This window comes from Njordella calcicola (genome assembly GCF_056494125.1).
On record NZ_CM151396.1, the window covers coordinates 1,532,620 to 1,550,063 of the forward strand.

The 17,444-nt window shown below is 51.3% G+C and carries 16 protein-coding genes and 1 tRNA gene; 8 read left to right on the forward strand and 9 right to left on the reverse strand.

Translation table 11 applies throughout. The features are described from left to right. Positions 1-18: 18 nt before the first annotated feature. The gene (gene rnhA / locus SH302x_RS05805) at positions 19-492 is read right to left on the reverse strand and encodes a ribonuclease HI (protein WP_479367786.1); all 474 of its coding nucleotides are present in this window, start codon (positions 490-492) and stop codon (positions 19-21) included. Positions 493-691: 199 nt separating this feature from the next. On the opposite strand from rnhA, the gene SH302x_RS05810 reads away from it, so the two are divergent. Continuing rightward, positions 692-2,998 carry a zinc-ribbon domain-containing protein gene (locus SH302x_RS05810; RefSeq protein ID WP_479367787.1) on the forward strand — a complete coding sequence of 769 codons (2,307 nt, stop codon included), beginning with the start codon at positions 692-694 and terminating at the stop codon, positions 2,996-2,998. A gap of 23 nt (positions 2,999-3,021) precedes the next feature. On the opposite strand, the gene SH302x_RS05815 is transcribed toward SH302x_RS05810, so the two are convergent. Then, positions 3,022-3,342: a DUF3817 domain-containing protein gene (locus SH302x_RS05815; protein ID WP_479369243.1), complete on the reverse strand. Its 321-nt coding sequence runs from the start codon at positions 3,340-3,342 to the stop codon at positions 3,022-3,024. 351 nt (positions 3,343-3,693) lie between these two features. Between SH302x_RS05815 and SH302x_RS05820 the strand changes: the two genes are divergently transcribed. Continuing rightward, the gene (locus tag SH302x_RS05820; RefSeq protein ID WP_479367788.1) at positions 3,694-4,914 is read left to right on the forward strand and encodes a cytochrome-c peroxidase; all 1,221 of its coding nucleotides are present in this window, start codon (positions 3,694-3,696) and stop codon (positions 4,912-4,914) included. 365 nt (positions 4,915-5,279) lie between these two features. Here SH302x_RS05820 and SH302x_RS05825 read toward each other — a convergent pair whose 3' ends face one another. Further along, positions 5,280-6,503: a HEAT repeat domain-containing protein gene (locus SH302x_RS05825; protein ID WP_479367789.1), complete on the reverse strand. Its 1,224-nt coding sequence runs from the start codon at positions 6,501-6,503 to the stop codon at positions 5,280-5,282. A gap of 251 nt (positions 6,504-6,754) precedes the next feature. Between SH302x_RS05825 and aroH the strand changes: the two genes are divergently transcribed. After that, positions 6,755-7,186, forward strand: a complete 432-nt coding sequence (gene aroH / locus SH302x_RS05830) for a chorismate mutase (protein ID WP_479367790.1) — start codon at positions 6,755-6,757, stop codon at positions 7,184-7,186. A gap of 77 nt (positions 7,187-7,263) precedes the next feature. Here the strand turns inward: aroH and SH302x_RS05835 are convergent, their stop codons facing one another. Together SH302x_RS05835 and ilvC are read right to left on the reverse strand one after the other, a co-directional pair. Further along, positions 7,264-8,106, reverse strand: coding sequence for a ComF family protein (locus SH302x_RS05835; RefSeq protein ID WP_479367791.1), 843 nt, complete (start codon positions 8,104-8,106; stop codon positions 7,264-7,266). A gap of 117 nt (positions 8,107-8,223) precedes the next feature. Next, complete coding sequence (gene ilvC / locus SH302x_RS05840; RefSeq protein ID WP_479367792.1) at positions 8,224-9,231, reverse strand: ketol-acid reductoisomerase; 1,008 nt, start codon at positions 9,229-9,231, stop codon at positions 8,224-8,226. A gap of 191 nt (positions 9,232-9,422) precedes the next feature. Here ilvC and SH302x_RS05845 point away from each other — a divergent pair. Together SH302x_RS05845 and SH302x_RS05850 are read left to right on the forward strand one after the other, a co-directional pair. After that, positions 9,423-9,511: transfer RNA gene (locus SH302x_RS05845), tRNA-Ser, on the forward strand. Positions 9,512-10,341: 830 nt separating this feature from the next. Then, positions 10,342-10,872 carry a hypothetical protein gene (locus tag SH302x_RS05850; protein ID WP_479367793.1) on the forward strand — a complete coding sequence of 177 codons (531 nt, stop codon included), beginning with the start codon at positions 10,342-10,344 and terminating at the stop codon, positions 10,870-10,872. Between the two features lie 461 nt (positions 10,873-11,333). On the opposite strand, the gene SH302x_RS05855 is transcribed toward SH302x_RS05850, so the two are convergent. Then, the gene (locus tag SH302x_RS05855) at positions 11,334-11,495 is read right to left on the reverse strand and encodes a hypothetical protein (protein ID WP_479367794.1); all 162 of its coding nucleotides are present in this window, start codon (positions 11,493-11,495) and stop codon (positions 11,334-11,336) included. Positions 11,496-11,512: 17 nt separating this feature from the next. On the opposite strand from SH302x_RS05855, the gene SH302x_RS05860 reads away from it, so the two are divergent. The 3 genes from SH302x_RS05860 to SH302x_RS05870 all read left to right on the forward strand — a co-directional run bounded on the left by SH302x_RS05860 (position 11,513) and on the right by SH302x_RS05870 (position 13,010). Then, on the forward strand, positions 11,513-11,878 hold the full coding sequence (locus SH302x_RS05860) for a hypothetical protein (protein ID WP_479367795.1): 366 nt from the start codon (positions 11,513-11,515) through the stop codon (positions 11,876-11,878). A 131-nt stretch (positions 11,879-12,009) separates the two neighbouring features. Then, the gene (locus SH302x_RS05865; RefSeq protein ID WP_479367796.1) at positions 12,010-12,447 is read left to right on the forward strand and encodes a hypothetical protein; all 438 of its coding nucleotides are present in this window, start codon (positions 12,010-12,012) and stop codon (positions 12,445-12,447) included. A gap of 278 nt (positions 12,448-12,725) precedes the next feature. Then, the gene (locus SH302x_RS05870) at positions 12,726-13,010 is read left to right on the forward strand and encodes a hypothetical protein (protein ID WP_479367797.1); all 285 of its coding nucleotides are present in this window, start codon (positions 12,726-12,728) and stop codon (positions 13,008-13,010) included. A 109-nt stretch (positions 13,011-13,119) separates the two neighbouring features. On the opposite strand, the gene SH302x_RS05875 is transcribed toward SH302x_RS05870, so the two are convergent. From SH302x_RS05875 to SH302x_RS05885, 3 genes are all read right to left on the reverse strand, one after another. Beyond that, entirely contained in the window at positions 13,120-14,820 is a 1,701-nt protein-coding gene (locus SH302x_RS05875; protein WP_479367798.1) for a potassium channel family protein, read from the reverse strand. Between the two features lie 95 nt (positions 14,821-14,915). Beyond that, a complete protein-coding gene (locus SH302x_RS05880; RefSeq protein ID WP_479367799.1) occupies positions 14,916-15,953 on the reverse strand; it encodes a class I SAM-dependent methyltransferase in 1,038 nt (345 codons plus the stop codon). A 58-nt stretch (positions 15,954-16,011) separates the two neighbouring features. Beyond that, positions 16,012-17,424, reverse strand: a complete 1,413-nt coding sequence (locus SH302x_RS05885) for a DUF1501 domain-containing protein (RefSeq protein WP_479367800.1) — start codon at positions 17,422-17,424, stop codon at positions 16,012-16,014. Positions 17,425-17,444 lie beyond the last annotated feature (20 nt).

A 17,444-nucleotide genomic window follows, 5' to 3' on the forward strand; every position in this document is an offset into this window, starting at 1 on the left:
GGGCATTAATTGTCATGGCTAGCGCCGAACTTTGGCCGCTGCCGCAACGGCAAGCTGATCGCAACGCTCGTTTTCGGGATGTCCACTGTGGCCAGCGACGTGATGATAAACCATTTGATGTTTCGAAATTAATTGATCTAGCTGCTTCCACAAATCAACGTTCTTCACCGGCTCTTGCCCCTTGGGTGTTCGACGCACCCAGTTGTTCTTCTTCCAGCCTTTAATCCACGACTTGAGTCCATCCAAAACATATTTGCTATCCGAGTAGAGTTCGACACGGCAAGGCCTCGCAAGCGCTGAAAGTCCCATGACCACAGCCGTCATCTCCATGCGGTTATTCGTCGTTTCTCGTTCGCCACCGCTGTCCTCGCGCTCTTTCCCGGTTGGACCATCGCGTAATACGTAAGCCCAACCGCCCGGCCCTGGGTTGCCGCTGCAAGCCCCGTCAGTGTAAAGCTGAATGGTTCGCAATTCGCTGGTAGATTTCGTCATGAAGGGTAGCTGTTTGAGATTTGATTGTCTGAATTGAGTTCGCCATTGTGTAACAAAATCCAGTGTTGCCAAGCACGGCGTCCATTATTCCCACGCGATCCCAACCGGAGATGGAAATGAGTAGAATTTAGGTCCGGTTAACTGAGTGGCATACTGGTAGGCCGTACGGCTAGAGCGATTGGTCCAAGAGTACAACATCATGATTATTTTTGGCTGGCAAACACGCGGAAAAGTCTCGCACGTCCATCACAGCAATTGCCCCGTCTGTCAGACTAGTCGAGATATCCAGTTCCAGACCAACAAGGTTTGGTTCACGCTGTTCTTCATTCCGATATTCCCAGTTAAAACAACTAGTTGTCAGAACGTTTGTTCGCATTGCGGCAGCATTTTTGTTGCTCCTACCAGCGATCCAAACTCTCCTGCGCCTAGTCTCTATTTCAACGGCGCACAGCAACCCGTATCGCAAACATCTTCGACTGCAATTGTTGCCTTCATTTTGGCGGTTCTGTCACCGGCGTTGATCTGCTTGTGCTACAGTTCGATTCCCGCATCAATCGTTGCCATTGTGCTGGGCCATCTAACTCTTAGCAAGATCGCGAAATCCGATGGTCGCCTGGACGGACGAGGTTTGTCGATCGCATCGTTAGCGATCGCTTATCCGGTGCTCTTAGGTTCTATCGTTTTGGTGGGATCATCGTTGGTGATGGTATATCAGCGTGGCACATCTCAAGAAATGAACTCATCAGAAGCGAGGCTGACCGATTCTGATGGCTTTCCGGTTGATGCAGATGCCGACGCCAAGCTTCGCTTTCAAAACGCGGAACGCCAGATCTTAGCTCTGCAAGGGGGCTCGCCCGGCCGGGGCAACAGCCCAGAAGCGATTCGAATAGCCGAATCGTTTTCCGAGATGATGCTGGATGTTCGAGAGTCCGCGTTCTCGAAAGGCAAGAAGCCATTGTTTCAATTGACAAGCGGACAGTTCATCACCTATGTAGAACTGCATGAGGATCGAGCTCTGTTTCTGGTCCATGTTCCAGAGTATCGGAAATTCTCCAAGGAGGCGAAGGAGCAGTTGGCTCAGTTCGCATGGACCGTCGCTCAGTTAACAGTAAAAGATTCGTTGCCAGAAGATGCAGACTTGGCCGTAGCCTTAAAAGGCACCGTGATGTATGGCGACATTATGACTGGCTACGTTACGAAGTATCAGGAACTGCAAGACCACTATCGCTTAAGAAAGAAGGAGGACTTGCTGGCGTTCTTTCCCGAGCGAGCGCTTGAACAAAACCCTTTTGAAACTCCTTCCGAACTGCAGCCAGATCTAGTGCGTAGCAGTGAGCCAGTCGCTAGGGATATCTTGAAACCTACGGTGCCGTCACCCAGCGTGACTGTCGAACCGAACTCAACGCAGCCAGCAGTCGGCGATCCTTTCGCAAGTGTCATGGCACCACCTAGCCAAGCCGCGGAACCACCAAATGCGGAAGCGATGTTATCATCGCCACCGGCTATCGAGCCAGCGGATACCGAGCCACCGCAAACTGATCCGACGCCACTGGCACGGCCCACTCGCGAGCGTTTTGAAGCGTTTGAACCGAAGCTGAAGCTTGAGCCCACCGTCAAAGTTCCCCGCAATAGTTGGGGCTATGAATCGCTAGCGTGGAGCCATCACGGGAAGTGGCTAGCGGCAGGTAAGATCGACGATACGCTCACATTGTTTGACGCAAGCAGCGGCGAGACGATCTCGGAAATAAAGAATCTCGATGGCTTGCGTAACTTTACAGCACTCACATTTTCCTTTGATGACAGCCACTTGATTGCAACAACTTACTCCGGCGAAACTGCGATGTTCCAAGTGAACCAGCAAGGTCGCTTGCAGCACGGCGGAGCGATGTACCGCCATGCGAAAGGTGCCCATGTCCTAGCACGCAGCCCTCGTCATCCGTTTGTCGCCAGTGGGGGCAAAGATGGTACGATTGCGTGGCAGACGCTAGCGATTCCTAGCCAAACAAAGCTGCTGCAACATTTCAAACGCGAACCCTTGGCGATTTGGTTGCCCAACGAAGGTACCACTGCGTTGGCGATCAATGGCGAGAAGCTAATTCAATTTTCGCTGCGCGATGCGTCAATCGTGGCAGAGCAAGATGTGGGAGCGCGCAGTGCTCGGTCCGCATGCTTTAGTCCCGATGGCAGCCAGTGCGTGCTGGCGGAGTATCAGGATATCTACTGGATGGATTGCAGGACGCTAAAACCTGCTTCCAAGATTTATAACGTAAAGCCTGATCGCTTGACGGACCTCGTTTTTCATCCCAACAATCGCTGGCTCGCCGTATCCGGACGCGGCAATGTTTTATTGTTGGACGTCCTGCAGCGCGAGCCGCTAGCCAGAGTGGTCTTCGACTCGACGATGACCGTTAAAGCGCTCCAGTTCGCCCGCGACGGGAATCGATTGGCGGTTTCGTTCCAAAGCTCGGATGCGAATATCCATATTTTTGAGCTTCAGAAGCCTTGATAGCGGCCGACTTGCTGAAGCAGTTAGCCGTTGGTTGCTGTTGCCAGCAGTTGTTGTTCATCCTGCTTAAGCTTGCGATCAAAAATGAAGGTGCCGAATGGATACAACGAAGCAAAAATCGCTTCGGCAACCTTCAGCTTGGGCCACTGCCGCTTAAAGGCGACCCAGAACACGGCGGCAACGAACATCACGAATAACACACCGTGCAGCATGCCCACGATCTTGACCGCCATGGGCTGGCCTGCCAAATATTTCAAGGGCATGGCAACTCCGAGCAGCGCGAGGTAGGAGACGCCTTCTGCCAGTCCAATCACCCGAAGCCAACGAATTGAGTTTAAAAGCATCGTGTCCAACCCGAATTAATGACGTGAAAAGTTCAGTGCTAGGCTTTGTCGCCAGAGCCCCAGACCCTCTTTAGCGTGAGTCCTATGGCGAGCAGTTATAGCCAGAATAGGAAGCCTCGCCAAATCTGGTTGCGGATTTGGTGGATGCTGCTTGCTGCGTCAAAGCGACGCAGGATCAATCGGATCAATCTGCCGCCGAGATTGTAACTATTGGCAGACTTGAGGCTCGGTATATTATACATCGGCCACTATGATTCGTTTCGGGGCTTCACATGACGCATTTTTGGGTTAATCTCGAACCGCAACGATATTGGTTTTCCTGCCTTGTTTCCTTCTGAATTTTATCTCGCTATGAAAAGATTGTTATCTGTACTCCTAGTAGGTTTTCTCTCCTGCACGACGAGCCAAGCCGAAACGCTGGACCTAAGCAATCCTGCCACTCATCTGGGGATCGCTAAGGGTGACCAATTGACGTTGGATGAGGTTCGAGCTTACCTGTCCGACGAATCGAACCACCGGCCATTAGAAGTGGTTTTGCCAGTTGGGTTGGATGCGGGCAAGCAGTCGGTTTATATCCCAGAGGATAATCCGTTGACCAAAGCGAAAATCGAGTTGGGGCGACAGTTATATTTTGATCGCCGGTTGTCCTCCGACGGTACGGTATCTTGTGCTGATTGCCATCACCCAGATTCTGGGTACGCTAAAGAAACACAGTTTGGTGTTGGTGTGCGCGACCAAACCGGAAATCGCAATTCGCCGACTTCATATAATCGTATCTTGAGTAAGGCTCAATTTTGGGATGGAAGAGCCGACTCCTTGGAAGCTCAAGCCGTTGGCCCCATTGCGAATCCGATTGAAATGGGGAACACGCACGAGAAAGCAGTCATGATGTTGGCTAGCAACCCTGTGTACAAGGTGCAGTTCGAAAAGGTTTTCGGACGCGACGTGAACATCGATGATGTTGGCCGAGCGATTGCGGCTTTCGAACGCACAATTGTGACGGGTGCAGCTCCCTACGATTATTTTGAAGCGCTGCGCCGCTTTGAAGAACAATTCGCAGACGACATCGAAGATTTGGAGGCGTTGAAAGAGGACGATCAAGAGTTGTACGACAGGTACGTGGCATTGAAGAAAGCATCGGACGCTAATCCGATGAGCGAATCGGCCAAGCGAGGTCGTGAGCTGTTCTTTACCGCCCGTGCTAACTGTGCCGCATGCCATGTCGGACCGAACTTTACCGACGAACTCTATCACAACCTTGGCGTTGGCATGAATCAACCGGAACCCGATTTGGGACGTTACACACAGACCAAAGAGGAAAAAGACAAGGGCGCATTCAAGACCCCAACACTTCGGAATGTGGCATTGACACCCCCTTATATGCACGATGGGTCACAGAAGACTTTGGAAGAAGTTGTCGAGTGGTATGATATCGGAGGCCATGCCAATCCATGGCTGAGTGACAAGATGAAACCGATCAAGATGACCGCTCAAGAGAAAGCCGACTTGGTCGAATTCATGAAGGCTTTGACGGGCTCATTTGCACCGGTCGAACAGGGCAAGTTGCCTTGATCAAGCAACTGCTAGGAAGTCAACTCGCGCAATCGTCCGTAGGCCGGTAACGAGTAAAGCCGACTCCAAAAGCCGGAACATCGGTCGCTTAATTTCGATCAACATCACTAACCCAATCGGACATTGATCGATTGGCTTTACGCTGTTCCGGCAAGAACAAGAGCGACCATGCTGCCGCCTACGAAGAAACGCGATGCGAAGCCCGCGCGGTCGAACGGTATCTCCGTAGGCCGGTAACGAGTAAAGCCAACGCCAAAAGCCGGAGCATCGGTCGCTTAATTTCGATCAACATCACTAACCCAATCGGACATTGATCGATTGGCTTTACGCTGTTCCGGCAAGTAAAAGAGCGACCTTGCTGCCGCCTACGGATCGCGACGCAACTGCAGATTTGTGTCAGCCGAGTATTTCGCGAACCATTCCAGCCAAGCTTGACGATCGTAGCCTAGGTCCGCATCGGTAATCGAATTTAACGCACCCAAGACACTGTTGTTTCGACTCTGTCTTTCCACGCGTTGCTTTTTCGACTGAGGCGAAAAATTCATCGCGCCATTGTTTTGAAACGCCACATTCGTGTTGGTGTCAGGGCCAACTTCTACAATATGCTTGGTTACCAACACATCGATTAATCTGGGGATGCAACGCTCGTCACCGATTATGCCCAGCACTTCGGCGGCGCGATTAATCGTTTCAGGACGATCCTTGTCTGGACTGCTGTTGCTCAAGTATTGAAGCAATTGCTGGATCGCGACTTCAGATCGATTGGCCAACAAGTAATCAACGCAGCGATCGCGAACTTGCATGCTATCATCACGTACCATGATTTTAATCACGGCGGTGGTAAGGGATTTGGCATCCAATCGCATGATGACGTCCAGCAGAAACAATCGCCGTTTCTCATCGGGCTCGTCCTCCATGAGTTTTACTAAGTGAGGCAACGCCGCGGCCTCGCGTAGGTCAGCGAAGAACCGCTGAGCTTCCTCCGCTCGACGCCCCGTCGAATTCAATTCGCGAAGACTTGAATCGATCTTACGTTTCATCTCGGAAGCGGACCGCTTGCGTTCTTCGAGTACCGTCGCAATGGCAAGATCTTGGGGGGTGCGCCAACGGATGCCATCGCGCACCATCCCTTTGGCTTTCCAATACCGTTCGCTGGGCACCCAACCACCGGACGTTTGGTTGTAGTTCAATACCCGCCACGCACTGCGATTGCTTGGGTCCAGTTCGACGATGCGTTGGTAATGCGCCGCAGCGATGTCGCTCAGTCCTGCTTTGTTGAGAAAATTGACAATGGATTGGTGAGCTTCCAGAGTGTCGGGGGCTACTCCAGCGTTCTTCAAATAAAATTTGGCGGCGTCGTTGGCAACGACCACCGCTTTCACTTGCGACCGAGGCAATGCGATTTGGATTCCGTTTTCTAGCTCCACTTCAGAAATTGCCGTCTTTGGATCTTCAGAAATCTGTTTTCCAACCATGTGGGTGCCGTTGGACAAATAGATTTGGTCCTGAGCGTGACTGGTGATGGGAGCAGCCAGGAATCCGCAGCAGCAAGTCAAAGCGGAAACGGCCGAGCTTCGAACGATATTCATGGTTTTCATGTGTCTGCGAGATGGAAGAGACGACGGGCCAGACCGTGTTATTGTAACTTACGGGGACAGGCAGTGCGAAGGAACTTACGGAAAACCCGGTCGAACTCAAGATTTCAATGGGCCTCAGTGTCGATTGCAGCCCTCTCTGGGGTGCGTCAGCGATAGCCACCATTGGAAATGCGTGTTATCTTGCTGGGAATTCAGGTAACTGTGGGAAACAGTCGGTTTTATAGATGATTACTGGTGGAAAAATGAATATGTATTGTCGTGGAGTGCGAGGCGCAACGACGGTGCCCGAAGATTCCAAAGAGGAGATCTTGAAAGCAACTCGTCAGTTGCTGGCGCTAATGATTCGTATGAATGAAATCGATTCTGCGGATATTGCGAGCGCTACGTTTACTGTCACCAGCGATTTGAAGACCGAGTTTCCTGCATTAGCCGCTCGGCAGTTGGGCTGGTTGGATGTGCCGTTGTTGTGCGGCTACGAGATTTCAGTTCCTGGATCGCTGCCGCGTTGCATCCGTATCTTACTGCTGTGGAATACACCAAAAAGCCAGTCGGAGATTGAACATATCTACGTTCGGGAAGCAGTAAAGTTGCGGCCCGACCTGTCGACTTTGCCTCCGGTAGATTGGGAAGAGTTGGAAGCTTGGATTCAAAGCCAACTGCAGCCGACCAAGTAGACCGCTAGTTTGCAGATGCATCTTTGTCAAAGCCGACACCTAGAACGCAACCAATGCGGCTCGAACGACGGAGCGGTTTACGTGTGAGCATCAATATCCTGCGTCTGCTTTTGGTTGTTCTGTCCCGAGCGGGCATTCAAGCCGCGGCCAACGGCCAGGAAAGTAATCCTTTTCACGCCAGCGGATTTCAGCGGTTTGCAAATCGCACTGGCAGTAGCCCCGGTGGTCACGATGTCGTCGACAACCACCACATGCTTGCCTCTTAATTTCTCGCTGCCGCGGTGACACTGGAAAGCGTTCGCAATGTTGCGTTCTCGTTCAGCACGCAGTAACGTCCCTTGCTTGACACCGAGCTTGGTTCGATCGAGCGCTTTGATCAAAAGCGGTTTCTTGAGCTCATGAGCTACGGCCAAGGCCAAGATCTCCGAAGAGTTATGGCGATGCGTAATGCGTTTCCACCAGTGGTGCGGGACTGAAAGCACATAGTCAGCGTCATCCAGCTTGGCATGTTGGCTGGCTTCGGTTGCCAAGCGTCGGCCAAAATACATGCCAAGCGCTTCCGAATGCGGTTGCTTCATCGCCACGATGGCGTCTTTGATAACTCCCTGATAGACCGCCAAACAATACGTTTGATAAGCGGGCCATTTTCCTTTTTTGCAGTGGATGCAACCGACTCGGTGATTTTGGTGCGCAGGTTGGCTGGCATGCTTGGGAGCTCCGCAGCGTTTGCAGGGGCGGTCAATGATTCCGATGGTCGCTTCACAAGCAGGGCAGACAGCTTGTAACGATGCCGAGGGGCTGTCACAGATTTGACAGATCGGCGGGTAGATCGCCAATCGAATCGATTCTAAAGCCAACGTTGATAGCTTCAGTGCACGCTGCTTGTACTTAGACAGTTGGCTAAGATCGATCTTGTTCATCTTCGCACGTCCCTTTGCCGAGAACCTTTAATGCAAAAAGGCTGACTCACGACGTGAATCAGCCTTGGCAATTTTAACAAACGTTCAGCGAGGCTGCTACCAGCCGAAGACGGCTGATTACTCAGGTTCTTTCGCGTCGATCCATTTCATCAACGAACGTAGTTTGCGGCCAACTTTCTCGATCAAGTGCTCGCGTTGGAGACGGCGAGTCGATTTGAAGAACGGAGCGCCAGCTTTGTTTTCCATAATCCAGTCGCGAGCAAAAGTGCCGTTCTGGATCTCGGTCAAAATCTTCTTCATTTCCTTGCGAGTTTCTTCGGTGACGATTCGCGGTCCGCGAGTGTAATCGCCGTACTCGGCAGTGTTCGACACGCTGTAACGCATGTAGTTCAAGCCACCTTGATAGAAAAGATCGACGATCAGCTTGAGTTCATGCAAGCATTCGAAGTATGCCATTTCGGGCTGATAGCCAGCTTCTACTAAGGTATCGAAGCCAGCACGCACCAATTCGCTCACTCCACCGCACAGAACCACTTGTTCGCCGAAGAGGTCTGTTTCGGTTTCTTCTGCGAAAGTGGTTTGAATAACGCCACCGCGCGTGCCACCGATGCCTTTGGCGTACGCAAGTCCAACAGCTTTGGTCTTTTCGCCCGCATCTTTCCAGAGTGCCAGCAAGCTTGGTACGCCGCCGCCTTTGACATATTCGCTGCGAACCAAGTGCCCAGGGCCTTTGGGGGCAACCAACATGGCTTCGACGCCAGCCGGCGGTTCAACTTGGCCGAAATGCATATTGAAGCCGTGTGAACACATCAAAATGTTGCCTGGCTTCAAGTTCGGCTTGATGTTCTCGCGGTAGATATCGCCCTGGACTTCATCCGGCAGGAGGATATTCACGACGTCAGCTTTGGCGGTAGCATCATCCACGGACATCGGCTGAAAGCCATGGCTGACAGCAAGATCGTAATTCTTGCTGCCTGGGCGTTGTCCGATAATGACGCTGACGCCGCTATCGCGAAGGTTTTGAGCTTGTGCGTGTCCTTGCGAGCCGTAGCCCAGAATCGCTACGGTTTTTCCTTTAAGGGCCCCTAAATCTGCATCGTCGTCGTAATAAATCTTTGCGGACATCAACCTAGTCTCAGTGAGTAAAGTTTGCGGAAGCGCGGATTGCTCCGGCAACATCGGGAGTGGAAAAGGTCGAAAATATAGCCGTCCGAATGAAAATTGCCAACTGCTAGCGAAGTCGACTTGCAACTTGGCGGAAATTCGAGAAGAATACGCACCTGTTGGCACGGCCCATAGGTCGATGAAGCCGACACGGAGAGGTGGCTGAGTGGTCGAAAGCACTTCATTGCTAATGAAGCGACCGGGTCAAACTGGTCCGCAGGTTCGAATCCTGTCCTCTCCGCTTGACTTTTTTTCCATCTCAACCCGTTTTCCTCGTGTAAATCGAGGGAAACGGGTTGTGTTTTTTACGGGCGTTATCGAACTCCCCCGTAGTTCTTTAGGTCGGCTTATTCGCTGCAAGAGTCATTTCTAGTGGGTTTAGGACCCCTTGGAGGTCTTGGGCGGCACGTGTCGCAAGTTCGCAGGCTTCGCTCGACGCAGTGGCGAAAAATGACGGAGAATTGCTTTTTCGCTGTCAAATTGTGAGATCAAGAGTACGTGCAAGCAAGGATGGGTGACACGATAGCAGTTGTCAGCGTATTTTGCTAAGTGAAACTGCAAGGTGTCGTTTCACCGCCTGAGCATCTCCCAGCGTTTGTTGTGTCTGTTGGCTGTGACGCGGCCCCTCTTAGGCTGCGAATGGAATTCTGACAAATCCCCTATGGTAAATTTTTTCCTGCCACTCGCCCAAGAGTCGCGGTGGAGCCAGGATTGACATTGTTGCGACAAATCAGTTGCTTCGAGATGGGAGATTTCATCGGGCGAAGCTGGTCGCCACGCACTCGTCGGTTCACTCGCGGCGTTAAGTTAATGTTGGTCGCAGGCGCCATCGTATCTAGTCTGTATCTTGCGAGCAGTTCAATAGAGTAGAATGGCTCTTTGAAGTTCTAGGGCTAGGCATTGCGAGTTTCCATTTCCCGTAGGCTCTCGCCTCTCTTAGCTGTGCTTGCATCGATATAGGCTGGCAACGCGGTTCGATAGAACCGTGGATGGCGGCCGGGGGGATTGGGGAACGATATCCCACTTACGAAAGTAGTATTTTTCAAAGAGAAGAGAGTCTTAAGAGTACCCATGAAATCAGCCTCCCCACAATTTTCTCTTCGCACCATGTTAGTTGCCGTCATGTTTGCGGCATGTATCGTTCTGTCGTTGCGAACAATGTTGGTAGTTCGAAATGCCGAGATTGCGAAGTCGCTTTTTCTGCGTAAGAGTCAGCTCGCAAATGCATATTTACTCCAAGCATTGCAATCGAATCAGGCCCTGATTGGTGCTGACATCGGTGATCACTTAGATCTTGAAGAACTCGCATCGTATAAGCTCGATAGCAAGGAGCGAATTTTGTATAACGGTTCTTACAAGCGGCTTGCATCACCCAACACACTGGAGATCAAAAGTACGGATCAAATACGAACTGCAACTATATACTCTGCTGGGCAATACGTAGATCTTGAATTCCAAGAAGGTGATCGCAGCCTATATTTTGCACTTGAACCTCCCGCTAATATAGTAGAAGGAGTCCACGGAAGGGTTGGTTTTGAGATCTATTTGCGAGACAACAAGATACTTGCGATATTTGAGTGTATTACGGTGCGGCCAGCCTAAATGTTTATCGAATAATGTGTTCGAGACATGAGACTGTTTTCACTGGCCTGAGTTCTTCCGTGAGACCTGGAGCTCAAAGTGGAAGGCATGGAACCGACGGCGATTGCTTAAAAGCTTCAAACGGCGTAGGAGAGCTTTACTATAATGACGGATTGGACTGTAAACCTCGCGAACAAAGCCCACAAATGTGTGTCTTAATTATGACGCTTCGGCGCGTGTCTCAACGCAGCAAGCAGTGGCGATGACCAGAAGATTTTTTCGAGAGACGCGTTCGGGCATACTGCAACATTCAGCTAAGCTTTTCGGACGGGGTTACTAGCAATAGCTGCCGCGACTTTGTCGACGCAGCTTGCGTCAAGGTGGCTTTTTCCAAACGATCAACGTATGTTCCGAAGTTTTGAGTATGCCTGCAACGCGTACGCCTGAGGGCGAACCACTAAAATGCAAAATTTGTGGGAAGATCAGTCTCGTGCTGGTTTCTGATCCGCCGTCGGATTCGGTGTGTCCAAGCTGCGGACATTTCGCTTGGGTGCAGATCCCAGAAAAGCCGAAGTCTCTTCTTTCAGACGAGCAGTTTCTACGGCTTCCAGCATTCCTTGATAGCCTTCATCTTGCGAGTTCACGGATAGAATTATGCCAATTGCTTGTTGATGGCGTCGCTACATTTTTGCAAGTTGAGTCGATCCGATTGATGTTGATGGAACACAAATCTTTGACGGGGGGGCAACTGAAACTGGTTGCTCATTGGGGGCGTTCGAATATTCAGCTTCCAAACGCTGAAGTGTGCTCGAAACTTGAATCGTTCACCCGACCAGTCCAAGTTCGCAGTGACGACGGATTCGTCTACCGTTGTCCGATTACAACGCATCGCAAGCAGTTTGCCGGTATACTAGAACTTAGACAAAAGCAAAACTTGCCTAAGCATCAAATAGACGAACAAGACAGACTCGTGCGGTCGTTGGCCGCTGTCGCGGTCGGCACGCATCTGTTGGATTGCGTCATCTAATAAACGTTTAAGCTAGCGCAGGTTTCGGTGAGGGATCGAGTTCAATTTCAAGGGCAAGATCAGCGGGCCGTGAGCTGCAAAGAAATCGAAAGAGTGGGCAAGCAGTGATATTGGGAAAGAAAAGCTTTGCTGTGCTCGCCTTGATTCTTTACGTGATTGCGGGGTATTGCTTTCGTCCGACGACGATACGCGTCGGCGATCGCTTCGATGAAGCTGTTTCTGCGATTATGCGTCACGGCGGGAAGCCTGCTCACTTTAGCGTCGTTGGAGGCCATCCTGGGGCTTCCATTACCTATGAATATTTTACAACCCTTATCCACAGGACGTATTTGTTAGAGTATGACAAGCGGGATGGTCGTTTGACTCGCCTCGAATTTACCAATGATCCTACTGTCAACGATAGGCGAACCTTTCATCTTGCTTTCTGGCAGAAACGCAACGAGATCCGAGTGAACGACTTGACATTTCTCGCCCATGTCCCGCTTGGAGTATTCCTGATGGCCACGGTCTTCATCTTTAAAAGCCAATTGAGCAAGCGATTCTATGGGGCTTGCGACAGACAAAAATAGCGAATACGTTAGTGATTGCGGGAGCTATCGTCTTCTTTTAAGATTGCCCTCAGTGGTGACTCCTGAGTGAATGCCAACCCGTGCTATTGTAATTGTCGTGACGAGCGTCGTATTTCCGCTCGCCAAATATTGCGCAAAGGCACGACGCTCGCAAACTGTCGCTTGTTGGGACTTGGCGAGCTCTGCGCCTTTGCGTGCTTTTTTTTCACTTAGTTTTTCCAAGTAGTTGGTGCTAGCCAAATCTACTGAGTAGGGTCGTTTGACAAGTGGTTGGAAATATGGACGGTGAAAGATTCGCTCTGGCGTCGATGTGGATCGCCTTAATCTGTGGAAGTTTTGCCGTGATATTTCCCTGGATCATTCTCCTGGTCAATCGCATCTTAGCGGTTGTCTTGGCAATTAGTCTTTCATCGATTTCCAGCGTTGCATTCCTGGTTTCAAACATCTATATGCCGAACAAATACAACATTCGAATCGATCTCTTGATTATCCCGCTAGTGTTGCTGGCTGCATGGGGGACATGCTTCGGCACCATCATTTTTACAAGACAAAAAGTCAACTAGTAAAGCTAGTCAATGTGTCCCTAGGTGCATGCAAAAGTCGAGTAATATGCCTGGCGACGCGTTCTTCTGGACTTCACGATTTTTCACTCTCAATGCCAGACTTACAGGCTTAATGCTGGTTGTTCTCAAATTTCATGGTTTCATAAAACTTCTTTTCCGCTTCGGTGTCACCGACGATTACCAGTTGCATGTCACCACTGAGCACGGTGTCGGGAGCTGGCCTAGCATTGAAATCTCCGTTCGCTTCAATCGCCACTATATTACAGCCTGTCGATTGACGAAATCGGCTTTCCGCCAACGTCTTGCCAAGCAGAGCGGATGGAACTGGCACTCGGAAAACATCCAAGCCTTCGGCTAGCAATATCGAGTTGCCGCGTTTAAGTATGTTGAAGATGCGGCTGGCTCCTGTCGAAGCGTAAGACATCACGTAGTCCGCTCCAGCACGATGGAGTGTCGAAACGTTGCGGTCTAAGTTTGCCCGTGCAAGAATCTGGACATCGGGTCGCAGACGGCGGCAGTAGATGGCCAAGTAGACATTCACGTCGTCATCATGCGTTGTAATGACGACCGAGGTGCAGTGCATGATGCCCGCCTTCTCCAAGACGTCCAACTCTGCTGCATCGCCCAGGATGTAATGCTCCGGATCTCGAATGCGTTCGGGGTTTCTGTCTACGATTCGATAGTCCGTTCCCCTCGCCTTCAACACTTTGCCGACTGCTCTGCCAACGCGGCCAGCGCCCAGAATGATGGCTGATGGATTTTGGGCACGGTAAAGACAAAACAGCGTGTCGTATTCATCCAGTTCTGCACGCGTGCCCGCAAGCAACAACACGGTACTGGATTCGATGACGGTGTCGGGGCCCGCAATCGTAAACTGCCCCCGATTCCAGACACCGATGACATTGACTTTGGCATGATCGGTCAGTCGAATCTCTTTTAAAGTTCGACCGCCCATCGGTGTTCCCACAGCGGATGCTTCGGCGATCAACAATTTCCCGAACTCCCCGACGACGGTGCTGCGGGCATCTTGTCCGAACACGCGGCGGGCAAAAGATTGCCCTAGCAGTTCGCCCAACTGTAGGACTTGATTACATCCCGCCAGTTCCAAGATATCGATAGAAGCTTGGGCTGAAGCCACCGCGACGATCGACACGGCACTGGAGATTTCACGGACGGTAAATGCAATGTTCGTGTTGGTCGTATCGTGTTGGGCTGCAACGACCAGCGACGCGTGTTGTGCGCGCGCTTGCAAGTAAGTGTTAGGGTCGTCTATTTCGCCGAGCATGACGGAATAACCCTCGTCATACAGACGCAGCGCTTCGGTGAGTTCACCTACCAGCAAAACATAATTCCAGCTTTCACGTTGCAGCATTCGGATCAGCGAGCGTTCGACAGATCCTAGGCCGGTCAAAATCACGTGCCCCGAAATCCTGCTGGAAAGTTCACGCGGTGCGCGCGCGGACGCTTGAGCTTCCAGCCAAGGGACATAGAAGAACTGGATGAACATAAATGGCAACAGCATCAGCATGAACACTGAACCGGACAGCAAAACAATAACCGAAAACAGTCTGCCCATGTCTGACTGGAAAGTGATATCGCCAAACCCGAGGGTCGACATGACGACCATGACCCAGTAGACCCCCGTCGCCCAAGAGTGGCTTTGGCCTTCCATGTTCATTAGAAGATGGAAAACAACCGAAAAGACGGCGACCATGATGACAAAGACGATCAGCAGTTTCCCAAGCGCAAGTAGGTTGCGTCGTCGACCTGGATTTGCCAAAAAGCTCAAAACAATCGGAAGTGATTTCATATCCCGATTATAGCTTTGAAATCGTGGTCGAAAATGACGGTAGAATTATGCGCTCATCTGCGTCGGCAGTCAGAAGCGGAACAAATCTGCAGTGTTTACGGCTTGTATGCGAGGATGACATCCAACGGGACTTGTGTTTTGCAGCCTAGGATTTGGCTGAATCCTATCTGACGAAGCAGGTTTGCATACTGCGTCAAACTGCGTTCCTTTCCTTCGGTGACGATCAACATATTGATGTCCTGCAGCGTTGCCCAACGAGGTCCATCCAGCGATTCATGCAACAGTTTTTCTCCAATCATCACCGCGCCTCCGCTGGGCAACGCGTTGAAGATTCGACGTAAAAGCGTATCAATCTTGTCTGCACTCCAGTCGTGCAGGATTCGTCCCAATGCGTATAAATCTCCAGCGGGTAAGTCATCTGTAAAGAAATCGCCCCCCACCGCTTGGATGCGCTCAGCAGCGGGACTTTGCGAGATCATTTCGTGAGCCAATGGAATCGCGGCCGGTAGATCAAACACTGTGCCACGCAGGTTGGGCCAACGTTCGCAGGCCGCTATGGTCCAATGTCCTGTTGCTCCTCCAAGATCAACCATATGTTGGAATTGGCTGAGGTCTACTGCGTTGACGATGACGGGCGACGTTATCTTGCCAAAGCCATGCATGCCCATCAAGAATTCACGTTTTGCATTATCGTCTTTGAAAAAGCTCGAGAATATTGGTTCATCCCAGCCGAATGTTTCCTTCCATCGATGAGTGCCTTCCCGGATCGCACCTTCGAGATTGCCCCACATCTTCCACATTACATCGTTGCTATAGTTGATATAGCCCGTCATACGTCTGGGCGAATCGGCTGTTAAATAAGCGGTCGCACTGGCCGTATTGGCATACAGGCCATCTTGCTGGGTCAACAAGTTCAGGCCAACACACGCATTCAATAAACGTTGCATGGCATCTGCATCACAATGTAGTCGATCTGCAATCGCAGCAGCACTCTGTGGCGATTCTCGCAGTGCGTCAAACACACCTAGCTTGACCGCTGCGAACATGATCTTGGATCTGCGGAAGTTTTCTAGCAACTCTAGAACGTTGTCTGGGTTGGGAACCGTGATATCTTGCAATGTTGTTGAACTCATGTTTTTTGAGCGGATGACGCTGTTGCAGAAGGGAAGCGAAATACTCGATTGTATGGGCTTAGGCCAGCCAGTCGTAGATCACTTTACCGTGCACGTCTGTCAGTCGGTGATCGCGACCGCCAAAGCGAAAGGTCAATCGCTCGTGATTGATGCCCAGCAAGTGAAGCATAGTGGCATGCAAGTCATGGATCTCGACTGGGTTCTCGACCACTTTGTACCCAAATTCGTCGGTTGCGCCATAGGCAAAGCCGCCTTTGACCCCACCCCCTGCCAGCCATATCGAAAATGCAAAAGGGTTATGGTCCCGACCATCGGAGCCTTGTGCAAATGGCGTTCGCCCAAACTCGCCTGCCCACACGACCAGGGTATCATCCAGCATTCCACGTTGGTCCAAGTCCTGAAGCAAAGCGGCCATGGGTTGGTCTACGGCAGTTGCGTTATCCTGATGACCTTGTTGCAGTTTGCTGTGTTGGTCCCAGCGATCGTGGCCCGCAATGGCCGGGCAAGTCAGTTCGATGAAACGCACGCCTCGTTCCGCTAAGCGTCTTGCGAGTAGGCACTCACGTGCAAAGACAGCGAGTGCTTTGTTGGGATGATCAACGCCATACATTTGAAGAGTGTCGGAGGATTCTTGCGTTAGATCGCTGGCTTCTGGAACTGCCGTTTGCATTTGATAGGCTAGTTCGTAATTCGCGATCGCTCCGTCAATCGCGCTAGACGCTCCGTTGCGCTGCTGAAATGACGAGTCCAATCGAGCCAAAGTTTCGCGGCGGATGCGAATTCGATCGGCTGTTACGTGGCTGGCCGCTTTCAGATTAGCGATCGCTTCGCCGCTCGGTGCGAACGTGGAGCCTTGAAAGGTTGGCGGCAAAAATCCGCTGGCGAAATTATCCAAGCCTCCGGGAGGCGTCAGACCGCCATTGATGACGACAAAGCCAGGAAGGTTTTCTGTTTCGCTGCCAAGTCCGTATACTGCCCACGCTCCCATGCTTGGCCGACCGGCAATGCCAAGTCCCGTATGGAGGAAGTAATTGGCGCTAGTGTGTTCACTGAACTGGCTGGTCATTGATCGCGCGACGCAAAGTTTATCGGCATGCTTTGCGAGATTTGGAAACAGATCGCTAATCCACAGTCCGCTTTGGCCATATTGCTGAAACTTCCACGGAGAAGCCAGCGTCGAACCGTTGTTGTCAAACTGAGTAGGCTCTTTAGTGACAGGAAAAGGCTGGCCGTTCAATTTGTCCAGCGCGGGCTTGGGGTCAAACGTATCCATCTGAGCTGGACCGCCATCCATATACAAAAAGATGACCCGCTTGGCTCGCGGCTGATGATGCGTACGCGAAGTAGCCTGCAAAGCTTCATTAGCGGAAACTTGATCGTTAGCTAACAACCAAGACAAAGCGACGCTGCCAAAACCACAGCCCCAGCGTTGCAGTAATGCACGTCGAGTATGAGTTCGAGAGTGTTTCAAGGTAAAGTCCTGCATCATAA

What these genes read in the sequence shown, in the direction of transcription:
- rnhA (WP_479367786.1), bottom strand. Translation starts at nt 492, where the DNA reads ATGACGAAATCTACCAGCGAATTGCGAACCATTCAGCTTTACACTGAC.
- SH302x_RS05810 (WP_479367787.1), top strand. Translation starts at nt 692, where the DNA reads ATGATTATTTTTGGCTGGCAAACACGCGGAAAAGTCTCGCACGTCCAT.
- SH302x_RS05815 (WP_479369243.1), bottom strand. Translation starts at nt 3,342, where the DNA reads ATGCTTTTAAACTCAATTCGTTGGCTTCGGGTGATTGGACTGGCAGAA.
- SH302x_RS05820 (WP_479367788.1), top strand. Translation starts at nt 3,694, where the DNA reads ATGAAAAGATTGTTATCTGTACTCCTAGTAGGTTTTCTCTCCTGCACG.
- SH302x_RS05825 (WP_479367789.1), bottom strand. Translation starts at nt 6,503, where the DNA reads ATGAATATCGTTCGAAGCTCGGCCGTTTCCGCTTTGACTTGCTGCTGC.
- aroH (WP_479367790.1), top strand. Translation starts at nt 6,755, where the DNA reads ATGAATATGTATTGTCGTGGAGTGCGAGGCGCAACGACGGTGCCCGAA.
- SH302x_RS05835 (WP_479367791.1), bottom strand. Translation starts at nt 8,106, where the DNA reads ATGAACAAGATCGATCTTAGCCAACTGTCTAAGTACAAGCAGCGTGCA.
- ilvC (WP_479367792.1), bottom strand. Translation starts at nt 9,231, where the DNA reads ATGTCCGCAAAGATTTATTACGACGACGATGCAGATTTAGGGGCCCTT.
- SH302x_RS05850 (WP_479367793.1), top strand. Translation starts at nt 10,342, where the DNA reads ATGAAATCAGCCTCCCCACAATTTTCTCTTCGCACCATGTTAGTTGCC.
- SH302x_RS05870 (WP_479367797.1), top strand. Translation starts at nt 12,726, where the DNA reads ATGGACGGTGAAAGATTCGCTCTGGCGTCGATGTGGATCGCCTTAATC.
- SH302x_RS05875 (WP_479367798.1), bottom strand. Translation starts at nt 14,820, where the DNA reads ATGAAATCACTTCCGATTGTTTTGAGCTTTTTGGCAAATCCAGGTCGA.
- SH302x_RS05880 (WP_479367799.1), bottom strand. Translation starts at nt 15,953, where the DNA reads ATGAGTTCAACAACATTGCAAGATATCACGGTTCCCAACCCAGACAAC.